This window comes from Arsukibacterium sp. UBA5043, assembly GCA_002415085.1.
Lineage (GTDB): Bacteria > Pseudomonadota > Gammaproteobacteria > Enterobacterales > Alteromonadaceae > Alishewanella.
Genome location: DIBV01000011.1, coordinates 36013 through 56471, shown reverse-complemented (window position 1 = coordinate 56471; position 20459 = coordinate 36013). Strand labels below are relative to the sequence as shown.

Below are 20459 nucleotides of genomic sequence, written 5' to 3'. Positions count from 1 at the left end.
ATTAGCCACCAAGATAACTTAGGTAAGCGTTGGTAAGCTGTTCACCCCATAACAGGGCAATAAAACCGGCTGCGGCAATATAAGGGCCGAACGGAATAGGCGTGGCTTTATCACGACCCTGGATCGCCAGCATAGTCGCGCCAATAACAGCGCCTACCAGCGACGATAATAAAATAATCAGTGGCAGCTGTTGCCAGCCCAGCAGAGCGCCAAATATCGCCAGTAATTTAAAATCACCATAGCCCATGCCTTCCTTACCGGTTAATAGTTTAAAGCCCCAATACACCAGCCATAAACTCAGGTAACCGGCAGCGGCGCCAATAATGGCCTGGGCCGGATTAACTAACGCTGAACCGCTCAGGCTAAATACTAAGGCCAGCCATAGCAAGGGCAGGGTAAGGCTGTCGGGTAACAGCATAGTATCGATATCAATAAAGCTCAGCGCTATTAAGCCCCAGGTCACAAAAATCAGTACCAGTGCCAGTGTACCAAAGCCATATTGCCAGGCGACTAATGCCGACATTATTGCCGTTGACGCTTCCACCGCCGGGTAACGGCTACTTATCGGCGCTTTACAGTGACGACAGCGGCCTTTTAACAAAAGCCAGCTTAATACCGGAATATTATCGCGCGCTGCAATAGGGGTATTGCACTTCGGGCAGCGCGATCGCGGCACTGCCAGGTTAAAGCGCTCAGGTTTATCATTAGCAGCGGGTGCATTAGCAGCGCCTGCTTTATTAGTAGAAGCAACAGCATCTGGCTGAAAATAGGCCTGATATTCCTGCTGCCACTCCCGTTCCATCATTTTTGGCAGCCGGTACACCAGCACGTTTAAAAAGCTGCCAATCAGTAAACTAATTGCAGCCACAAGGGTAATAAAAAGCCAGCTATGCTGGCTTAAATAACTGGCAAATTCTGTCATTAAACTACAGAACCCATAGCGAAAATTGGCAGATACATGGCAATAATTAAGCCGCCAATTACCACACCCAGTACCGCCATAATCATTGGTTCCAGTAGCGCGGTTAAACCATCGACCGCATCATCCACTTCTTGCTCGTAAATATTGGCTACTTTTTCCAGCATACCATCCAGGGCGCCGGATTCTTCCCCAATCGACACCATCTGAATCACCATTTCCGGAAACTGGTCAGTTTGCTTCATCGCTAAATACATCTGGGTACCGGATGAAACTTCTTCCCTGACATGCATAATGGCATTGCGGTATATTTCATTACCCGAGGCGCCGGCAGCCGATTCCAACGCCTCAATTAATGGCACGCCTGCTGCAAAGGTTGTGGAAAGCGTGCGGGCAAAACGCGCTACTGCTGCTTTATTCAAAATATTACCCACAACCGGCGCTTTTAAAATCCAGCCATCTGCTAAAGTCCGAAACTTCAAATTATGACCGTAAGCTTTATTAACAACATAGCCAAAGGCAATAACACCGAATAAAACTACCCACCAATATTCTTGCATCATCTCAGAAATACCCAGTACAAACAGGGTAAAGGCCGGTAACTGAGCACCAAAGCCGGCAAAAATCTCAGCAAATTGCGGCACTACAAAAATTAATAAAATAGAAGTCACTATACCCGCCACTACTAGTACAGCAGCAGGGTAAAACATAGCTTTTTTAATTTTTGATTTTAGCGCTTCGGCTTTTTCTTTATAAATCGCGATGCGGTCAAATATCCGATCCAAGGCACCGGATTGCTCACCCGATTTGACTAAATCGCAATATAGCTCATCAAAGTATTTTGGGTGCTCGCGCAACACTTCTGATAGTGGCAAACCCGATTGAATTTTTACAGAAATTTTCTGCATTAAGGTACCGAGGCTTTTATTGTCTGAACCATTGGCAATTAAGTCGATACTTTGCACCAATGGCACGCCGGCGCCGAGCATAGTGGCGATTTGCCGAGTTACCACTGCAATATCGGCGGCGGTAATTTTACGCTCGCCACTAAATAATGATTTCGGTTTACGTTTTACCTTTGACGGGGTAATACCTTGCTGCCGCAATAAGGCTTTCACTTCGGCAATGCTCGCGCCCTTTAACTCGCCATCGGCTTTTTTACCGCGGCGGTTAACCCCTTTATATTGGTAAATTTCCAGCTCTTTAATTTTAAATTTTTGTGCCTGAGCCATTATTTTTATCCTGTTACTGCGCCACGGCGCTGGATTTATTAGTATTTATCATTTGTCTCTCTTTAAGCATGTTAGCCTTTAGTTACCCGGTTAACTTCGGCCAGGCTGGTGACTCCGGCGGCGGCTTTTATTAAGCCCGACTGGCGTAAGCTGTGAATACCTTCTATTTGTGCCTGGTTGGCAATATCCAACGAGTTACCATCGGCCATAATAATATCGGCCATTTTACCGCTTATCGGCATCACCTCATAAATACCGACCCGGCCTTTATAGCCGTTGGTACAGTTTTCACAGCCCACCGGTTTAAATATGGTAATACTACCCAGTTGCTCTTGGGTAAAGCCCTGACGCAGTAACTCCGGCTCGGGTAACTGCTCCGGTGCTTTACATTTCGGGCAGAGCCGCCGCGCCAGGCGCTGGGCAATAATTAAACTGACTGAACTGGCAACGTTATAAGCCGGTACGCCCATATTCAGCAGTCGGGTTAAAGTCTCCGGGGCCGAGTTGGTATGCAGGGTAGAGAGTACTAAGTGACCGGTCTGGGCCGCTTTAATGGCTATTTCGGCAGTTTCCAAATCCCGGATCTCACCGACCATGACCACATCAGGGTCTTGCCGCAAAAATGATTTAAGGGCAGTAGCAAAGGTTAAGCCGGCGCGCGGGTTAACCTGCACCTGGTTAATGCCGGTGAGGTTAATCTCGACCGGATCTTCGGCGGTAGAGATATTGGTTTCGCTGGTATTTAGTATTGCCAGGCCGGTATACAGTGATACTGTTTTACCGCTACCAGTGGGGCCGGTAACTAAAATCATGCCTTGCGGCTGTGCTAAAGCGGCTAAATAGCGCTGCTTTTGCACATCTTCATAGCCTAAAACATCAATTCCGAGCATGGCGCTGTCGGAATCAAGTATCCGCATTACAATTTTCTCGCCCCACAAGGTGGGCAGGCTACTTACCCGGAAGTCGATCGATTTTTTGGCAGAGAGTTTTAATTTAATCCGGCCATCTTGTGGTACCCGTTTCTCCGCAATATCTAAACGTGACATAACCTTTAACCGCGCCGATAACCGGCTGGCCAGCGCGACTGGCGGGTTGGCCACTTCATTTAAAATGCCATCTATCCGAAAGCGGATCCGGTACAATTTTTCATAGGGTTCAAAGTGCAAGTCCGAGGCGCCTTTACGAATCGCATCCAGCAGCATTTTATTAATAAAAGCGATAATCGGCTGGTCTTCTTTATCGGTACTTACCCCGCCTTCTTCTTCAACTTCTTCGGTAATGCCGAGCGAGCCTAAATCCCAGTCGCCGGCATCGCCAGCCAGGTTAAAGCTGCTATCAAACAGCTTTTCAATTAGTTTTTGCAATTTATCGAATTCAACCACGACCACTTCGGCATTGAGGCCAGTGTTAAATTCAAAGTCTTCAATCGCGGCAATATTGGTGGGGTCAATCACTGCCAGGTACATATTACGGCCGCGCTTGGCCAGTGGCAGCATATCGTTTTTACGAATTAATTTTTCGTTACGTAAATCTTCCGGCACCGACACCAGGTCGTAGTAATCAAGGTCAATACTCAGGGCATGGCTAACCTGGGTGGCCATTTCTGCCAGCCGGGCTGAGCCTATCAATTTTTCATTAATTAACAGTTCCGGCAATGTACGGTAATTGCCGCTTTTTTCGCTAATGGCTTTAGTGGCCTTATCGCTATCGATAATGCCTTGCTGCAATAAGCGTTTTAATAAAGTGGAGTTCGCATTAACCGCCATACAGCGTGGGTATCCTGATGATGCATTAAATAATTTGTGAATGCTTTGATTATGCCAACATTTAGCGGTTATTCAAGTTTTAGTAGCTCGGTGTTGAATATGTTGTAAAAATTAGTATTTATTTCAATAAATTACTTATCAAATACAAACTATGCAATGCTTAATAATATAAAAAGGCCAGCTTATGAGCTGGCCTTTCCAAACTATTCTTGGGTTACCATTATTATGGGCAATCGCCTGCACCAGAACGGAAACCACGAGTAGCATCGCAGCTTGTACCAGTGTTAGTCCAAACCATGTTGGCACCACCAACAGCTACTGTAGGAGTATTTACTATAGTTAAGCCTGTGCCTGAAGTATCGGTAGCACCGGTAGTAAGTGTAATAACACCGTCAGTTACAGATGTAACAGCAGTGATATTCTTAGTAACACCAATTGTCGGGATCCCACGAACACCAGCATTACAACCAGCAAATGTACCTGTTTCTTGGTGGCACATTGCTATCGCTGAACGGGTAGATGCCATTTCAGCTGCAGCACCTGAAGCATAAGCGCGTGAGGTATAATTGCTATATTGTGGGATAGCAATAGCAGCCAAGATACCGATAATCGCTACAACGATCATTAATTCAATTAAGGTAAAACCTTGTTGTGTACGTTTCATTTTTACATCTCCTGAGGATTCAATTAGCCTTGGGGGCTGACGTCTATTTTGGTGATTTTTCAGGCCAGCGCAAGCTAATTGTTAATAAATAAACGAAAAATAGCTAAATTATTATTTTTATTGGATAAATAGTTCTTTTAGATCGCTAATACCAGAAATTCATATAGTACAAAGGTATTAGTTATAAAATTTATTTTTTAAGTTTTTTATCAGTGTTTTGCGAAATCAGGCTGATTTTGATCGCAGGATCCTGTGATTTGACCGCTGCGAATCCCAAAAGAGCACAGTAAATTTGCTCGCTCGTCATACGTATAGTCGGTAAAGTGAATAAATTAGGGACAGGGCGCAATTAACTGGCCTGATATCAACGCCAATGCCCCTGTGGTTCCCCTTTGCTAAAGGGGGACGGATGAGTTTCCTCTTTTAACAAAGATGGGGTAGTAGGAATTCACTCATCATACTTATGAGCGCTAAATAGCTGTTGTGCCGCCAGCCAGATATCGCCGACTTCGCCGGTGCCTACCGTGTGTTCATTGACTTTTAGTACTGGCGCTATTTCCTTGCTGGAGCTGGTTAGCCAGATTTCGTCGGCGGCGAATACTTCCTGCTCAGAAATATCGCGCTCTTCTACTTTGACGCTGCTGTGTTTGCGCAGAATATTTAACAGCAATAAGCGGGTGATACCGGGCAGTAATTTAGTGGTTAGCGGCGGGGTGGCGATAACGCCGTCTTTTATAACAAACACATTTACTGCCGCGCCTTCGGTTAAGTTGCCATCTTTGTCAAACAGCAGTATTTCCTGGGCGCCGCTGGCGTAGCCTTGCTGGTAGTGCAACACATTACCCAGCAATGAGGTGGATTTTATATGGCAGCGCTGCCAGCGTAAGTCCTGGCCGGTTACCACATTAAAAGTAGTGGCTTTGCTTTTATCGGCGATGGGCTCTGGCGCAATGGCAAACGCATAGGCAAACACCGTGGCTTTAATATTGGCCGGAAACGCATGGTTGCGTTTGCTGTCGGTGCCGCGGCTAACCTGAATATACACCGCCTGATTATCGCCATTGATTTGCTGATTCTCGCTTAGCAGGCGCTGACAAATACGCTGCCAGTCGGCGAGGCTAAGCGTCGGATCTATCGACAGCTGGCTAAGGCCATCCTGCATACGGGCAATATGCGGCTTAAAGCCAACAAAGCGGCCACCGTAGCTGGGAATAACTTCGTAAATGCCGTCGCCAAATAAAAAACCGCGATCCATTGGCGAGATTTTTGCCTCTGCGGCCGGGATAAAATCACCATTTAAATACACTATGCTCATGCTGTTCTCACTTTAAAAACGGTTGTGCTGAACCTGATACAAACTATTGAAAACGAATCGATTTGCCCTCAGCCAACCGTTGAAGCCCTGGACGGGCGGAAACGAGCCTACAGGGATGTATTTACGGCGCGTTGGCGTGGGCAACTCGATTTAGTTTTTGCACCAGATCACGCAATTCAGTAATTAGCTGTTCTCCCTCGGTGTGGGGCAAACCATCTTCTGTCAAAGTATTTAACCGGGTAACGCCATCGACACTGCCGTGGGCCGATAAAAACTTAAGGATCTGCAGTGGGTTTGCGCTGGTTAGTAAATCACGGCCCTGCAACACTGACACCATAGCGATAATACCCCAGGTGGCCCAGTTAGACACGTCGGCTACCACCAGTTCGTCGCATTCGGTGACGGCCGGGGTAATATTTAGCTGATCTAAGAATGCGGCCATATTGCCCATACCTATTTCATTGCCGCCATCACCAATGCCAATAGTCGGGCAGCGGGCCAGATTTAAAAAGTGGTCGAAACTGGCGCAGCGCTCGGTAATATCCTCGCCGCGCATATTGGCGTAGCGGGCAGTAGCAGTAAAGCCGGGTCTTTCGATAGAAATAACCAGTTGTGGTTGCAGTTCGGTCAGCGCCTGGCTGGCAATAACCGGCAGGTTTTGCTGCTGGTTTACGCTGATTTGATAAGTACGGTAACGACTGGAAAGCACCGCACAGAGCGGATTGCCACTTACCAGCATTGGCCTGGCGCCAAGTTGCTCTAACAGCTGATACAAGGCAATAGCGCCAACCGGGCCGTCGGTTTCAAAGGTATCCAGTACCGGAAAACCGGTGCCAATTAATACCGTGCCCCGGCATTGGTTAATTAGCCTTGCGGCGCGCAGAATATAGCCCGGGCGCAGCTGTTGTTGCAGCAATTGCATGCCGCGCAGGTTGCGCTTCACCAGCTGTTGTTCTATCAGCCGGCTAACCTGCAGCAAATCAGCTGTTGTCATTGTTTGCTCCAGTGCGGCTATTTGGGGCTATGATGTTTACCTCTGCTAGCAGCCGTTGAAACCGGGCCTGGGCCAGTAACAGCGCATTATGAGCCTGCTGTGGGTCAATTTGTTCAAACCTCAGCACGGTACCGGCCGGTGCCTGGGCCAGTTGCCAGCAATCGAGCGACAGTACACTACCTATTTTTGGATAACCGCCCAGGGTCTGACGGTCATTTAGCAGCACGATTGGCTGACCGTCGGGCGGTATTTGCACCGCGCCATAGCAAATACCTTCAGATAACAGGCTTTGACTGGTGCAACTAATAGCCGGGCCGCTAAGCTTTACGCCCATCCGATCGGCTTTGGGTGTCACGGTGTAGTGGTTAAGGTAAAAGCGCTGGCGCGCAACGTTACTGAATAACTGGTGCTGATAGCCTTCAACTATCCGCAGGCTAAGGCCGTGCCTAACATTGTTGGAACAGACATCGCGGTTATCGCTGTGGTTGAAATTAAAGCCGGGCTGCTGCGCCGGCGTTAACCGGCGCAGTGGCAAGGGGGCACTGGCGAGCATCGGCAGTTTATCACCGGGTTGCAGCTTGGCACCGTTTTGGTAAAGGCCGCCAATGCCCTCGCGCATTACTGTGGCACTACTGCCAAAATGTGCCGTAATTTTTAAGCCTCCGGCTACTGCTAAATATGCACGCAGCCCCTGGTTTGCCATACCAAGTTCGATGGTAGCGCCTGCCTGGATACTATGGCTATGCCACATTGCCTTTTCCTGACCATTTATGGTCAGGCTAAGGCTGGCACCGGTTACACAAATAGTCGTAGCGCAGCGGGCTTTAAGTTGCAGGCCACCAATGCTGCATTCAATGAGGCTGGCATTCAGGGCATTGCCAACTAAGGCATTGGCCCAGCGGGCCGAGCCGGCGTCGAGCGGGCCGCCATTGGTTAAGCCCAGTGCGCCCTGGCCAAAGCGGCCCTGATCCTGAATAAGACTAAGCACGCCGGGGTTAATCACCTCAAAATAGCTCATGGTTTTTCACCTGACTGCTGAAGCAATGGTTTATCTAACTGGCCGCCGAGCTTAATAAACTCGCTTTTACTGATCGCGACAAATTGCACTTCATCACCTACCGCCACGGGCATGGCCGGTTCGTTATCCGGCTGAAACATTGGGGTGGGGCACAGGCCAATGATATTCCAGCCTCCGGGAGATACTGCCGGGTACACTGCTGTTTGCCGATCGGCAATGGCTACTGCGCCGCGCGGTACGTTGGCCCTTGGCGTAGCAAGACGTGGCATCGTCAGTTGTTCGGCCACTTCGCCAAGATAAGCAAAACCGGGGGCAAAGCCGATGGCATACACCCGGTATACCTGCTGCTGATGCAATTGTATTACTTCATTAATTGTCAGTTGCTTGGTTTTAGCAATCAGCGCTAAGTCGGGGCCGCTTTGTTCGCTGTAATACACCGGTAGTTCAATGCGCCGGCCAGCTGTAGCTTGCCCAATGTGAAGCTTGGCTAACGCGCCGTTAAGCAGGGTATTAAGGGTGAAATGATCACAACTGAAAGGGTTAAATACCACCAGCAGCGAAGCATAAGAGGGGAGCAGTTCTACCAAATGATTGGCCAGTGCCTGGCGAATAAGTGGTATGGCTTGCTGCACTAACCCGGCAATCTCAGCAGCCATTTTCTGCTCAAAATACACCATAACCGCGTTTTCGCTGGCAAGAGTAAGGCGATATAGCGGCATGCTCACAGACCGGCTTGCAGCAATTGCCGGATTTGCGCGACCTGCGCGACCGCTGCCGGGTTGTCACCATGCACGCAGAGGGTATCTGCTTGCAGCGCCAGCCGCTGGCCTGTGGCGGTGGTAACGCTGCCATCGTTGAGTAATTCTGTAACCTGGGTCAATACTTCTGCATCATGCAACACGGCACCGCTCTGGTTGCGTGGCGTGAGCTTGCCCTCGTCGGTATAACGGCGATCGGCAAAAGCTTCAAACAACAACTCCACTTTAAGCTCAGCAGCGTGCTGCTGATAAGTATGGCGGTTGTTGTCGGCCAGCAGCATCAGCTTTAACGGTTTATGGTAGCTGGCAATGGCCTGCACTACCGCCTGCCATACTGCTGGTTTGCTCATCATATCGTTATATAGCGCGCCGTGCGGCTTTACATAGCTCAGTTGCAGCCCCTGACACTGCGCCAGGCCGTCCAGAGCCGAAATTTGATAATGCATCAGGTTGATAATTTCATTGTGCGAGCACTGCATGCTGCGCCGGCCAAAACCATTCAGATCAGGATAGGCCGGGTGCGCGCCAATGGTCACGCCATGTTGTTTAGCCAGTTGCAGGGTGCGCTGCATGACATCCGGATCGCCGGCATGAAAACCACAGGCAATATTCGCCTGATCGATATAGGGCATAACCTGATTATCGAGGCCCATGTTCCAGCTGCCGAAGCTTTCGCCTAAATCGCAATTGAGTAGCATGCTGCCTCCGGGGTCCTTAGTGCTGCTGAGGAATAAATTATTCATGTTGTGCGACCAATAAGCAAGTGTTGTCACAATAGATCAAGCTGAACCGGGTTGGCTGGGCTGCCGGTTTGCAATTTGCCGAGATTGCGTTATTACTTAATTGTTAATATTCAGGCGAGCAACATGAGCAACAACCCCGCGCCAGAACAACGCAAGAGCAGAGCCGGCCCGAAACGGATTGCCGGGTTGCTTATGCTGATGGCGGCGTTACTGGCGTTGATGGTGTTCGGTTACTACCGCTACGCTCAGGCCCGCAGTAGTGTAATAAATCAGGATTATTTCAGGGTATTGGCGGAAGCCAGTAATACCTTTACTGAAAATCTGATTAAACTGCAAAGTTTGTATGATTATCAGGAAAGCGAAACCGCTATCAGGGCGTTATTTCCAAGTTATAAAGTAACCCACCGCCAACAGTTGCCCAAAGAATGCCCGCAGGCGCAGGAGACCGGCAATACCGGGCCTTGCCTAAGCTACCGCAATCGCTACTGGCTAACCCAGGATAAAGTGCAGCTGCGCTGGTATCAGCAGAATGACAATGACACCGTGAATTACCTTGAGGCGGAAATTCAGCATGCCGACTTTTTACCTGAACCAGAACGGGGTTTCAGTCAGTTGTTATTTGTCACTGAAGACAGCCAGGTACTGGCCAGTACCGGTGGCGAAACGACCATTTCTTTTGTTAATTTAACCAGCGTAACCGAAGCGTTAAGTAAGCAGCAGTACAATGACTTTTTCAGTGAAGTAACCGACAGTAGCCCGCCACCAGAGCCGCGACTGCCCAGTTACAGTGTGCACCTGGATATGAAGTTGTCTTATGGTGACTACCGGCTGTTTATTTATCCAATGCGACTGGCCGCCGGGCTGGTCGCAATAAACAATAACGCAGACGAACAGGCGGTATCACAGTTGTATCTGGTAGGCCTGCTGCCACAGCAACAGCTGGCAGAGCAGGGCAGTGGCTACTGGAATATACCTCTGCTATTTGCCACTTTGGTGAGTTTAACCTTTGTCTGGTCGGTACTACGGATGTATTTGCAGCCGAAAAATCAGTCGGTAAACCGGCTGTATGCCAGCTTTTGCTATCTGGTGGCCTATGGATTTTTTTCGGTATTGCTGGCGCTTATTTTCAGTTACATGACCGTGACCGTATGGCAGCAAAGCCGGCACCAGCAGGCACAAAATTATATTGAACAAATCCGGGCTGATTTAACGGCTGATATTCTTGCCGTATTTACCCAGCTGCAAAGCTATAGCAACTATTATCAGCAGCACTGGCAAGGAGGATTAATTGATACCCGTTTTTTGCCGGGGGCGGCCACGCTAAATCAAATTAATTATCAGCAATTATTTGCGCCCTGTCCGCAGACAGAGCTGGCGTTTGATTTTTATCCGCAGCAAATGCAGGTAGTGGCGGATGCAGAGTGCACCATGCAAACTTACTATCGTCAGCACAGTGCAAAGCCGCCTGGTAAGTTGTTATCGGTAAGCATGTTGGATGCAGCTGGCCGCTCCCGTTTCCCGTCAATTTATTTTCTGGAAAATAATGCCGCACCTAAGGTGTATGATTTATCACATCGGGATTATTTTAAACGGGTGCGCAATGGTAATGGCTGGCAGCTGACGCTGCAAGATCAGGGTTTTGAGAATGTTTACATTCAGCGCTTGCTTAATGTTAATAACGGCACTCGCGGTAGCACCATCGCGATGCCATTAACAGCGGAGCAACGCGACGGCGGGAGCGGTGATGCCGGTTTTGTGCTGGTAGCCGATGTCGTGTTTCCGTCGGTGAGCCTGGCGCCGCCTCCTGCTAACGGCCTGCAGTTTATGGTGGTGGAGCGTCGAACCGGTAAAGTGTTGTATCACAATGATAACAGCCGCACTTTTGTTGAGAATATTTACTATATTGGTAGTGAAAATAATCTGCTTAGTCAGACAATCAGATCCGGTGAGCCAACCGGCAGTACTGTCAGAACCGGCCTGGCCGGCTTTTATCATGGACAGCCGGGTAATTTTATTCTGGCCGGCTCGCCGGTGGATGAGTGGGCGTTGGTAGTGTTTTATCCGCAAGACCATGTCGATGCGATTATGAGCAATCAGTTTCTGATTTTCAGCGTCAGTATGATCGTATTCTTTTTGTTGCTGATCTCGGTATTGCAGCTGCTGCGACGACTGATTAACAGCAAGCTGGTAAAAAACCGGCTGGGGATCCCTCTTGGTTTTGACAGCCGGCGCCTGTTGCTGCTGGTGTCGCTGGTCTGGGGCCTGGTTTATGGTTTTTTTGCGCTGCGTACCGCACTGCAACTTACTATTCCGTCTACTCAGTTCAGTCCGTTATTGCCGTGGCTAAACGCGGTATTGTTTGTGCTGATTATTGGTTGTGTCAGCCTGTTTTTACGTCAGCGCAAACCACAGGCTCCGGTGATCAAACCTGCTGCCAAACTGATGATTGCCGGCAGTGTCGCCTTAATCAGTTTGCTACCTTTCAGTTATTTGTCTTATATCAGTAAGGTTCCACAACAGGCGTTGCAGGCACACTATGCCAAAATGCAATGCATTGAGTTCAACCGCGAGCGGGCAGAACTGCATGAGTTTGCGATAAACCGTTTTCCTAATTCCATTACGGAACAACGTTTGCAGCCAACACAATTGCTGCCTGTTAGCTGGTCTGTGGCGAGCTATCAGAAGCGCTGTGCGGCGGTTAGCAGTAGCGGCCTGCCAGATGATTACCCTAAACTCAGTACTATTATTGGCAATACATATTTGTGGCAGTGGATAAAAACCTTTTTGGTGCGGGTAGAGCCATTTGAAATGAGTAGTGAGGCGCTCAACCGTGCGCCAGAGACCAAACATAACGATGGTAATGGTGCCATGCAAAAACTGCATGATACCAGCAACAGCCCGCAAACACTGGCCCAGTTGTTAGTGGTAAGTTTGCAGTTTTTATTGCCTTTGTTGTTATTTTTAGTGCTGTGGCAGCTTTATGTGCGTCGGGTATTATGGCTGCGACTGGGTTATGACAGTGATTTTTTAAGGCATATTTATCAGTTGAGCACTAACACGCAACTGGCACCTGCTAAGCGGCTGGTGGCGGGGCTGCAGTTACAGTTGACGGCTTGCCCACCGGCCGGGGTTAATTTACTGATGCTGCTAAAACAAGTGCAGCTGGCCGACACTAGCAACGCGTTGCTACCGGGTTTTGAACAGCTTTACCGGCGCAGCGCTACCTTGCAGCAGTTTAACGACGAGTTGCAATTACATAATGTGTCGATAATGCTGCACCAGAGCGACGCAGACCAGCCGATGCAGGTTACCCTGAGCCAGATAGACACAGGGCTGAATGGTCCGCGGCGACGCCAGCTGTTACTGGCCCTGGTTACTGAGCTTAAGGCTCTGACCTTACTGGGCGAGCTCAGTCAGTTTACCCTGGTGATGGGGTTTAACAGTTTGCAGCGGCTGACAATTAAAGATGAGTTGGTGGCTGCTGGTGATAGCGCGCTGGAGCAATCTGAATATCTGGCCTGGTCAGAGTGTTTGCTCAACTTCAATGTACATATGCCGGCAACCCTGGCAGAGCCATTAGATGCCCAAATGTTACAGCAGGAAATAGCGGCTTACCCGTTACTAGGCCCGCTGCCCGCCACAGCAGAGCAGCTAAACAACACCGATACAGCGTTGCGATCAGGGCTTTGGCGCGGCAGTGATGGCCTGACAACCCGACAATGGGCGACGTTAAATTTTATCCTGAACCACGCCGATGCGTTATATCGGTATAAGTGGGAAAATTGCAGTAACGAAGAAAAACTGGCCCTGTTTAATCTGGCCAATGGCCACCAGCTTAACCCGCTCAATTGCCTGATGATTGAACATTTGGCTATTAACGGCTTGCTGCGGGTAAGCCGCGGCAAACTGACCCTGGTTAATCGCAGCTTTAGGCAATTTGTGTTGAATGCCGAACCGTCAGAAACCTTGCGCCAACTGGTAAAAGTAGGCGAAGCCGGCGTATGGAAAAATTACCGGCTGAGTTTCGCGGCGCTGGTGGTGGTGATTGTCGGTGGTATTGCCCTGACATCAGGGCAGTCACTGCATATCGTAGCGGCATCCATTGCCGGGGTGCTTGGCAGTATGCTCAGTGTGTTCAGCAGCGGCAGTTCGTTGCGCAGCTATTTCAAAAGTTAAGCCTGAGTGGCATCAGCGCTCTGCTCATAACCCCGTTCAGAAGACCGATAGTTTGCTGTTTGCAATATCTGTTACCAGCATATAGCCCGGGCTGTGGCTGATGCAAAAATCCACTTTGGCATTGGCGATTGCCACCTGCGGGGTAACGCCACAAGCCCAGAATACCGGCACTTCGCCCGGTTTTATACTGACAGCATCGCCAAAATCCGGTTTATTAATGTCACTGATCCCAATCGCAGCCGGATCGCCAAAATGCACGGGTGCACCGTGTACCTGGGGGAAACGCGAACAAATCTGAATCGCCCGGATGGCATCAGCCGGCAACATGGGCCGCATGCTGACTACCATGCCCCCGTGAAACACGCCGGCCGGGGTACAGGCAATAGTGGTGCGGTACATCGGCACGTTCACCTGCTCGGTAATATTGCGAATTTCCAGGCCATCAGCCAGCAATGCTTCTTCAAACGAGAACGAGCAGCCGATTAAAAAGGTCACTAAATCGTCGCGCCAGATATTCCGTACATCCGTTACTTCTTCAATCATGTGACCGGCACGGAAAATTCGGTATTTTGGTAAGTCGCTGCGAATATCTAAATCGTTGGCCAGAGCAGGCAGATCAATCGCGCCCGGAGTGGCTGCCATACCCAGCAATGGGCAGGGTTTGGGGTTAAAATGGCAAAACTGCAGAAAATCAGCAGCGTATTGTCTGGGTAATATCGCCATATTGGCCTGGACAAAGCCCGGTGCAAACCCGGAAGTGTTACCGCTAAATGCGCCACTGCGGCATTGCAGCCGTAATTGAGAAGGGGTAAGCGCTAACATGGTTGTCTCCGCATCAGATTATGGCAGCCGGTGTATTGCAGCCAGTGTACTGCAGCCTCGACCCTTTAAACAATGGTCGGCGTGTCAGGCATTACCGTAAATGTCTTTATTAGCCAGCCAGCGCCGGATAAGCTGCTGACAAGCGGTCTGATTGTTGTGCTGCTGTCCTTGCTCTTGCTGCCACAGGGTAGCAGCAAGTTGGCGGGCGTGCGGAATAAGGTCGGCGTCCCGGCTGATATTGGCAATTTTAAACTGCAGCAGTCCGGTCTGACGGGTACCGAGTAGCTCACCCGGGCCACGTATCTCCAGATCACGCTGGGCAATAACAAAGCCGTCGTTGCTGTCACGCAGCACGGCAAGACGCGCTTGGGCGGTCTTAGATAAAGGGGCATGGTACAACAGAACACAGTGGGACACCGCACTGCCACGGCCAACCCGACCCCGTAACTGGTGGAGCTGCGCCAGGCCGAGGCGCTCTGGATTTTCAATAATCATTAAACTGGCATTGGGTACGTCAACCCCCACTTCTATCACCGTGGTGGCGACCAGTACATCAATATCGCCACGGCTGAACCGTGCCATAATATCTTGTTTTTCTGTGCTCTTTAAGCGGCCATGTACCAGTGCTATCTGCAGATCAGGTAACGCTGCGGTCAGGCTGGCGGCAGTATCTTCAGCTGCCTGACATTGCAATACCTCTGATTCTTCAATCAGGGTGCATACCCAGTACACCTGACGGTTGTCCTGCAACACACCATTACGCACCCGCTCGATAATATCGCCACGGCGGCTGTCGGCAATGGCCACGGTAGTCACGGGGGTGCGGCCGGGTGGTAATTCGTCGATAACTGAAGTATCAAGATCGGCATAGGCGGTCATGGCCAGCGTACGGGGTATAGGGGTAGCGGTCATCACTAACTGATGTGGATAAACACCCGCCATGCCGCTTTTTTCGCGCAGGGCTAACCGCTGATGCACCCCAAAACGGTGTTGTTCGTCAATTATAATCAGTGCCAGCTTACAAAATGTGACACTTTGCTGAAACAAGGCATGGGTGCCCAATACCATCTGCGCGCTGCCATCAGCAAGTTTAGCAAGGGTTTGGTCCCGTGCTTTACCTTTGGTTTTGCCACCGAGCCAGGCGACATCAATACCCAGCGGGCTGAACCAGTTATTGAAATTAGCTGCATGTTGCTCTGCCAGTAATTCGGTGGGCGCCATCAGCGCTACCTGATACCCCTGAGCAATCGCTGTGAGTGCCGCCAGGGCGGCAACAAGAGTTTTGCCTGATCCTACATCACCCTGTACCAGACGCAACATGGGTAAAGGTCGGGCTAAATCGTGCCGCAGCTCGGCCACTACCCGTTGCTGTGCGTCAGTCAGCTGAAATGGCAAACTGGCTAAAAATGTCCGGGTAAGTGCCGGGTGATAAGCCAGGGCCACTGCATGCTGTTGCTGGCTCTGGCTGCGCAGCTGGTACATGCTAAGTTGCTGGGCCACCAGTTCTTCCAGAATTAACCGCTGCTGCGCCGGATGACGCCCCTGTTCCAGCAGGCTGAGCTGAGCATCTGGTGGTGGCCGGTGCAGGTAGGCCAGGGCATCAGCGAGTGACCAGGACGAACTAAGCAAAGTAACCGGCAGATATTCAACCGGCGCATAACGGTTCAGGTATTCCAGGGCGGTATCGGTGAGCTTTCGCCAACTGGCTTGCTTAATACCCTCGGTGGTGGGATAAACCGGGGTTAGCGTCTCTGCCACCTGCTGCAACTGCTCGTCCTGCTGCACCCGGTATTCCGGATGTAACATTTCAACGCCCCGCGGCCCGCGTTTTACCTCACCAAACAACCGTAATTTTACCCCGGGGGCTACCGCATTTTTCTGTGCTGCGCTGAAATGAAAAAACCGGCAGGTCAGAAAGCCGCTGCCATCGGTGACTTTTACCAGCCAGCTACGCCGTTTGCCAAACTGGATCTCGCTGCTTACCACGTCTGCCAGCACAGTGGCGTGAATAGCTGGCATTAAATCTGCGATGGCATAAATCCGGGTGCGATCTTCGTAGCGCAGGGGTAAATGAAACAGTAAATCCTGTACGCTGGCAATCCCCAGCTTTTCCAGGCGCTGTGCCACTTTGGCACCTACGCCCTTGATCAGGCTGATGCTGAGGCTATCCAGTCGGGTATGCGGCAAAAGGGTCTCTTACAATCACAGGAGCATGCTTGCAGTGTAAACCGGGAATGGGCAGAGGCAAAGCATTTAAGGTTGTTGAAGTTTCAGCTCGTTAACGTCAGGCCGGTTTTCCGGGTTTCGGATAAGCCGCGCTACCGTGCCATCGTCAATCATGGTTTGCAAATGTTGCTGCAGCAGCGGGGTCAGTACCGCATGCGGACTGTTTTTGGCAATAGCCAGATGAATATTATTTGGCGTAGCCCCACTGAAATCTAACGGGGCAATTTTAAAGCGATGCTGATATAAACTGGCAGCGTTAATGGCTTCAGTGGTGCTGATGGTGGGCGCCACCAGACCGTCAATCCGCTTACGCAGCAGCATTTCCAGGGCAACTTCTATGCTGTCAACCTGGGCGATATGGCGGGATTCTTCAGCGATAAGCGCCATAGTAGCAGGGTTATACAAAAAGTTACGTAAAGTAGCCAGGGTAAGGCCCCGTAACTGAGACTGGCTACTAATAACCCGCTCATCGTGCAACCTTACAAATAAACTTTCGGCAATATTTTTCTGGTACGGTAACAGATGCATATACTCACTGCGCTGTTCGCTATACCTCAGGTTGCTCATTAAATCGACTTTGCCCTGTTTCATTAACCGTAAACAGCGGGCGAGGTTGGTGCGTGGGGTAAAATGAAGCTCAAAGCCAGCCCGTCTGGCGAGCTCTTGCATTAGTTCGACTGAAGGGCCGGTTGGAGTAGTCGTGGCATCATAGTCATGAAAATATGGAAAGTGGTCCAGGCACCAGGTAAGTCGCGGTATTTTGGCGGCAGAAACATCAGCTGGTAGCGGCTTGGTCGCTTGCTTAGTCGGTGTTTCTGGCATAGCCAAAGTGGTCTGTAGCGGTAACCACAGGCTGACAAATATAACGCTGAGCAAAACGGTTTTTTTGTTCATTAGTGGGTAGATGGCACTTCCATTATGCCGTCTATCTCAATCTGAGCACCACGCGGCAATGCACTAACCTGGACTGCTGCTCTGGCTGGATAGGGCTCGGCGAAGTATTCGCTCATTACCTGATTAACGGTTGCGAACTGGCCCAGATCAACCAGAAAAATATTCAGTTTTGCCATGTTATTTAACGTACCACCGGCTGCCTCACACACGGCTGCCAGGTTTTTAAAAACCTGATGCGTCTGTTCAGCGAAATCTTCCGACACCATTTGCATGCTCGCTGGCACCAGTGGGATCTGGCCTGATAAATAAACAGTAGTACCAATTTTCACCGCCTGGCTGTAGGTGCCAATCGCAGCCGGAGCGGCTTCGGTGCGGATGATGACTTTTGACATAAAATTACTTCCTTCTGTAAACTTTTTGAACGTCTGGCAATACGCGGATTTTGCGCATGACATTAGCCAGATGCACCCTATCCTGCACGGAGAGGGTAATTTTAATCACGTATTCACCGGTATCCCGATCGTCGGTAACCAGATCCTGAATATTCGAGTTTTGACTGGCCAGCAGGGTTGTCAATTTCGCCAGTACTCCCTGGCGGTTAATAATAAACACCCGGATATCACATAAGAATTGCTTATCGCTGGTGTTGTCCCAGCGAATAGGGAAAAATTTAGCGGGATCACGCTCCCAGCCTTTAATGTTCCGACAGTCGCTGCGGTGCACATTTAAACCTTTACCCGGCGTGGCATTAGCGACAATTTCATCACCGGGTATCGGTCGGCAACACTTGGCAAACGTGACCAGCATACCTTCAGAACCAACAATGAAGGCGTTGCTTTTCGGTAACGGCGAGCTGTTTTTGCCACTGGTGTCATCGGCTTCAAATTCACCCAGCAAGCGCCGTGCTATGGCTACCGGCAACTGGTTACCCAGGCCAATTTCACTGCACAAGGCATCAAAAGATTGCTGATGGACATTTTTAAGCACCTGCTCAATGCGATCTACTGCAATATCTTCCAGTTTAACTTCACCCAGCGCCGAGGTTAGCAGCCGCTTGCCCAGGCTGATGGCTTCGTTTTGCTGCTGGCGTTTTAAATAATTGCGAATACCCAGTATTGCCCGGCTGGTGACCACATAATTAAGCCAGTTAGCATTGGGCTTACCGCCAGGGCTGGTAATGATTTCGACAGTTTGGCCGGTTTCCAACGGTTTACTGAGCGAGTAAGGACGACGATCGACTTTGGCACCGACACAACGGTTGCCGACATCGGTATGCACGGCGTAAGCAAAGTCGACAGCGGTAGCACCGATGGGTAACTCGACAATTTTACCTTTGGGGGTAAAGACGTACAGTTCTTCCGGATATAATTCCGATTTAACGTTCTCAACAAATTCGTAGCTGGTACCGGCACTTTGCTGTAATTCCAGCAGACTTTGCATCCAGCGATGCGCCCGGATTTGCGCGGTGGTATCTTTATGCTCACCATTTGATTTGTACATCCAGTGCGCTGCAATACCCTTATCGGCCATTTCGTCCATTTCTCGGGTGCGCATCTGAATTTCTACCGGAATACCGTGGGGGCCGATTAATGAAGTGTGTAATGACTGGTAGCCGTTTTGTTTGGGAATGGCAATGTAGTCTTTAAAGCGGATTTCAATCGGCTTATACAGATTATGCACCAGGCCAAGAATGCGGTAGCAATTATCTACAGAATTAACCACCACCCGAAAGGCGTAAATGTCCATGACGTCATTGAACATCAGCTCTTTGTTTTTCATTTTACGGTAAATGCTGTACAGATGTTTTTCACGGCCACTGACATCGGCTTCAATACCGGCATCACTGATCCGGCTGCGAATTTCATTCTGTACTTTTTCCAGCAGTTCGCGTCGGTTACCCCTGGCCAGTTTGACCGCACTGCCCAGTGCCCGGTAGCGCATAGGGTAAAGCGCCTGAAAACCTAAGTCTTCCAGCTCATTTTTAATGTTATGAATACCAAGCCGGTTAGCAATAGGCGCGTAAAGCTCAAGGGTTTCTTTGGCGATGCGCCGGCGTTTCTCTGGTCGAAGGGCACCCAGGGTGCGCATATTGTGGGTACGGTCGGCCAGCTTGATTAAAATAACCCGGATGTCCTGAGTCATTGCCATAAACATTTTTTGCAGGTTAGTGGCTTCAAATTCCTGATAATCTTTAAACTTAACTTTATCAAGCTTGCTGACACCCTGCACCAGTTCGGCCACAGTATCGCCAAACAGTCGGGCTAAATCTTCCTTGCTGTAATCGGTGTCTTCAATCACGTCATGCAGCAAAGCCGCCATTAACGTTTCGTGGTCCATCCGCATTTCAGCCAGAATACTGGTAACCGCTACCGGGTGGGTTATATAAGGTTCACCGCTGGAACGGGTTTGCGGGGCATGCGCATCGCGCGCAACCACATAGGCCTGCTGAACCAGACTTACCTGTTCTGCAGGCAGATAGGCGGAAATTTGATTTTTCAGGCCTTCAAATAGATACACAAACGCTCCCAAACTTCGACAGCAAAAATTTATAACGCTGGTTAGTTAAGAATATACGTCTAAAACACGCAGATGCCAACGGCTAAAGCGCCGCTGGCAATGTTTGGCAGGGGTTTTTACTGATCAGAACCGATAATCGCGGCAACGGCAGCCATTTCGGTCGCTTCTTGTTGCATCTGGTCGCGCTTTTCCTGTTCATCAAGAATGCTGTTGGTAATAAAACCTTGTTCAATTTCGCGCAGGGCAACCACGGTGGGTTTGTCGTTCTCACGATCAACCATAGACTCTTTGCCTTCTACCGCCAGTTGGCGGGCACGACGGGCCGCAACCAGAATTAAATCGAAACGGTTACCAATTTTATCTACTGCATCTTCAACTGTTACGCGAGCCATTCGCCACTCCGGAGTGTTCAGGT

The 20459-nt window shown here is 50.0% G+C and carries 16 protein-coding genes; 1 reads left to right on the top strand and 15 read right to left on the bottom strand.

The features are described from left to right. Nucleotide 1 precedes the first annotated feature (1 nt). From B2Q61_RS10675 to B2Q61_RS10635, 9 genes are all read right to left on the bottom strand, one after another. Entirely contained in the window at nt 2-922 is a 921-nt protein-coding gene (locus tag B2Q61_RS10675) for a prepilin peptidase (protein ID WP_290615409.1), read from the bottom strand. Further along, nucleotides 922-2151 (bottom strand): type II secretion system F family protein, encoded by a 1230-nt coding sequence (locus tag B2Q61_RS10670; RefSeq protein ID WP_290615410.1) that lies wholly within the window; start codon nt 2149-2151, stop codon nt 922-924. Before B2Q61_RS10670 ends, B2Q61_RS10675 begins: the two co-directional genes overlap by 1 nt. A gap of 71 nt (nt 2152-2222) precedes the next feature. Then, nucleotides 2223-3917 carry a type IV-A pilus assembly ATPase PilB gene (gene pilB, locus B2Q61_RS10665; RefSeq protein ID WP_290615411.1) on the bottom strand — a complete coding sequence of 565 codons (1695 nt, stop codon included), beginning with the start codon at nt 3915-3917 and terminating at the stop codon, nt 2223-2225. A 223-nt stretch (nt 3918-4140) separates the two neighbouring features. Further along, entirely contained in the window at nt 4141-4581 is a 441-nt protein-coding gene (locus B2Q61_RS10660) for a pilin (RefSeq protein ID WP_290615412.1), read from the bottom strand. A 448-nt stretch (nt 4582-5029) separates the two neighbouring features. Beyond that, nucleotides 5030-5896, bottom strand: coding sequence for an aminotransferase class IV (locus tag B2Q61_RS10655; protein WP_290615413.1), 867 nt, complete (start codon nt 5894-5896; stop codon nt 5030-5032). Between the two features lie 121 nt (nt 5897-6017). Then, on the bottom strand, nt 6018-6890 hold the full coding sequence (locus tag B2Q61_RS10650) for a glutamate cyclase domain-containing protein (RefSeq protein WP_290615414.1): 873 nt from the start codon (nt 6888-6890) through the stop codon (nt 6018-6020). Beyond that, nucleotides 6877-7908, bottom strand: coding sequence for a biotin-dependent carboxyltransferase family protein (locus B2Q61_RS10645; protein WP_290615415.1), 1032 nt, complete (start codon nt 7906-7908; stop codon nt 6877-6879). The genes B2Q61_RS10650 and B2Q61_RS10645 overlap by 14 nt, the downstream gene beginning before the upstream one ends. Then, on the bottom strand, nt 7905-8627 hold the full coding sequence (gene pxpB, locus B2Q61_RS10640; protein ID WP_290615416.1) for a 5-oxoprolinase subunit PxpB: 723 nt from the start codon (nt 8625-8627) through the stop codon (nt 7905-7907). The genes B2Q61_RS10645 and pxpB overlap by 4 nt, the downstream gene beginning before the upstream one ends. Before the next feature lie 2 nt (nt 8628-8629). Further along, nucleotides 8630-9364, bottom strand: coding sequence for a 5-oxoprolinase subunit PxpA (locus B2Q61_RS10635; protein ID WP_290615417.1), 735 nt, complete (start codon nt 9362-9364; stop codon nt 8630-8632). A gap of 168 nt (nt 9365-9532) precedes the next feature. Between B2Q61_RS10635 and B2Q61_RS10630 the strand changes: the two genes are divergently transcribed. After that, the gene (locus B2Q61_RS10630) at nt 9533-13585 is read left to right on the top strand and encodes a hypothetical protein (RefSeq protein WP_290615418.1); all 4053 of its coding nucleotides are present in this window, start codon (nt 9533-9535) and stop codon (nt 13583-13585) included. Nucleotides 13586-13621: 36 nt separating this feature from the next. On the opposite strand, the gene B2Q61_RS10625 is transcribed toward B2Q61_RS10630, so the two are convergent. The 6 genes from B2Q61_RS10625 to rpoZ form a co-directional block, all read right to left on the bottom strand. Continuing rightward, on the bottom strand, nt 13622-14407 hold the full coding sequence (locus B2Q61_RS10625) for a putative hydro-lyase (RefSeq protein WP_290615419.1): 786 nt from the start codon (nt 14405-14407) through the stop codon (nt 13622-13624). Nucleotides 14408-14491: 84 nt separating this feature from the next. Continuing rightward, nucleotides 14492-16594: an ATP-dependent DNA helicase RecG gene (gene recG, locus B2Q61_RS10620; protein WP_290615420.1), complete on the bottom strand. Its 2103-nt coding sequence runs from the start codon at nt 16592-16594 to the stop codon at nt 14492-14494. Between the two features lie 66 nt (nt 16595-16660). Then, nucleotides 16661-17527 (bottom strand): substrate-binding periplasmic protein, encoded by an 867-nt coding sequence (locus B2Q61_RS10615; RefSeq protein ID WP_290615421.1) that lies wholly within the window; start codon nt 17525-17527, stop codon nt 16661-16663. Then, complete coding sequence (locus B2Q61_RS10610) at nt 17527-17919, bottom strand: RidA family protein (protein ID WP_290615422.1); 393 nt, start codon at nt 17917-17919, stop codon at nt 17527-17529. Before B2Q61_RS10610 ends, B2Q61_RS10615 begins: the two co-directional genes overlap by 1 nt. Before the next feature lie 4 nt (nt 17920-17923). Further along, a complete protein-coding gene (gene spoT, locus B2Q61_RS10605) occupies nt 17924-20044 on the bottom strand; it encodes a bifunctional GTP diphosphokinase/guanosine-3',5'-bis pyrophosphate 3'-pyrophosphohydrolase (RefSeq protein WP_290615423.1) in 2121 nt (706 codons plus the stop codon). 116 nt (nt 20045-20160) lie between these two features. Continuing rightward, nucleotides 20161-20436 (bottom strand): DNA-directed RNA polymerase subunit omega, encoded by a 276-nt coding sequence (gene rpoZ, locus B2Q61_RS10600; RefSeq protein WP_290610230.1) that lies wholly within the window; start codon nt 20434-20436, stop codon nt 20161-20163. Nucleotides 20437-20459: the final 23 nt, after the last annotated feature.

Coding starts and splice junctions, on each gene's coding strand:
- B2Q61_RS10675 (WP_290615409.1), bottom strand. CDS start 922: ATGACAGAATTTGCCAGTTATTTAAGCCAGCATAGCTGGCTTTTTATT.
- B2Q61_RS10670 (WP_290615410.1), bottom strand. CDS start 2,151: ATGGCTCAGGCACAAAAATTTAAAATTAAAGAGCTGGAAATTTACCAA.
- pilB (WP_290615411.1), bottom strand. CDS start 3,917: ATGGCGGTTAATGCGAACTCCACTTTATTAAAACGCTTATTGCAGCAA.
- B2Q61_RS10660 (WP_290615412.1), bottom strand. CDS start 4,581: ATGAAACGTACACAACAAGGTTTTACCTTAATTGAATTAATGATCGTT.
- B2Q61_RS10655 (WP_290615413.1), bottom strand. CDS start 5,896: ATGAGCATAGTGTATTTAAATGGTGATTTTATCCCGGCCGCAGAGGCA.
- B2Q61_RS10650 (WP_290615414.1), bottom strand. CDS start 6,890: ATGACAACAGCTGATTTGCTGCAGGTTAGCCGGCTGATAGAACAACAG.
- B2Q61_RS10645 (WP_290615415.1), bottom strand. CDS start 7,908: ATGAGCTATTTTGAGGTGATTAACCCCGGCGTGCTTAGTCTTATTCAG.
- pxpB (WP_290615416.1), bottom strand. CDS start 8,627: ATGCCGCTATATCGCCTTACTCTTGCCAGCGAAAACGCGGTTATGGTG.
- B2Q61_RS10635 (WP_290615417.1), bottom strand. CDS start 9,364: ATGCTACTCAATTGCGATTTAGGCGAAAGCTTCGGCAGCTGGAACATG.
- B2Q61_RS10630 (WP_290615418.1), top strand. CDS start 9,533: ATGAGCAACAACCCCGCGCCAGAACAACGCAAGAGCAGAGCCGGCCCG.
- B2Q61_RS10625 (WP_290615419.1), bottom strand. CDS start 14,407: ATGTTAGCGCTTACCCCTTCTCAATTACGGCTGCAATGCCGCAGTGGC.
- B2Q61_RS10615 (WP_290615421.1), bottom strand. CDS start 17,527: ATGAACAAAAAAACCGTTTTGCTCAGCGTTATATTTGTCAGCCTGTGG.
- B2Q61_RS10610 (WP_290615422.1), bottom strand. CDS start 17,919: ATGTCAAAAGTCATCATCCGCACCGAAGCCGCTCCGGCTGCGATTGGC.
- rpoZ (WP_290610230.1), bottom strand. CDS start 20,436: ATGGCTCGCGTAACAGTTGAAGATGCAGTAGATAAAATTGGTAACCGT.